This is a genomic window from Brevibacillus sp. HB2.2 (assembly GCF_013284275.1).
GTDB lineage: Bacteria > Bacillota > Bacilli > Brevibacillales > Brevibacillaceae > Brevibacillus > Brevibacillus brevis_D.
This window is the reverse complement of sequence record NZ_JABSUV010000117.1, coordinates 1-356: the sequence shown is the minus strand read 5'-3', so window position 1 is coordinate 356 and position 356 is coordinate 1. Positions and strand designations below refer to the sequence as shown.

General features: G+C 36.2%; 1 protein-coding gene and 1 pseudogene. Both read right to left on the bottom strand.

The features are described from left to right. Positions 1-87: pseudogene (locus HP401_RS35530) on the bottom strand (aldo/keto reductase); the annotation flags it as partial. Between the two features lie 40 nt (positions 88-127). Beyond that, the coding region (locus tag HP401_RS35525) for a tautomerase family protein (RefSeq protein WP_173607635.1) at positions 128-356 on the bottom strand (229 nt) is incomplete at its 5' end.

Genomic DNA, 356 nt, shown 5'->3' with positions numbered 1-356 from the left:
TTCCTCCACTTTAAATACACCCAAACCAAACCAAGGCATTTTAACACCATTGTGCAGAGTCGTAGTATCTTGCAAATTTTTCGCCATTGAATTTTATCTCCTTTAGCATTGTTATTTTGAAAATTACTTACAATTGTCGACTTTTTGAAAGAAAATCTTTATTTGCTCCTGTCACACCACTTTGTCCCCAATTACCTGGTACCATTTCTCGGATAAGGATTAAAACTTTATCCAAAGGTGCACCGGTGAATTTCATAGTGAGGTGAGTCAGGTCATTTACATATTTATCTTTCGTTCCCTGGTCAAACGTATTCCAAATATCAACTGTAACGACAGCCATACCATTTATTGCAGAA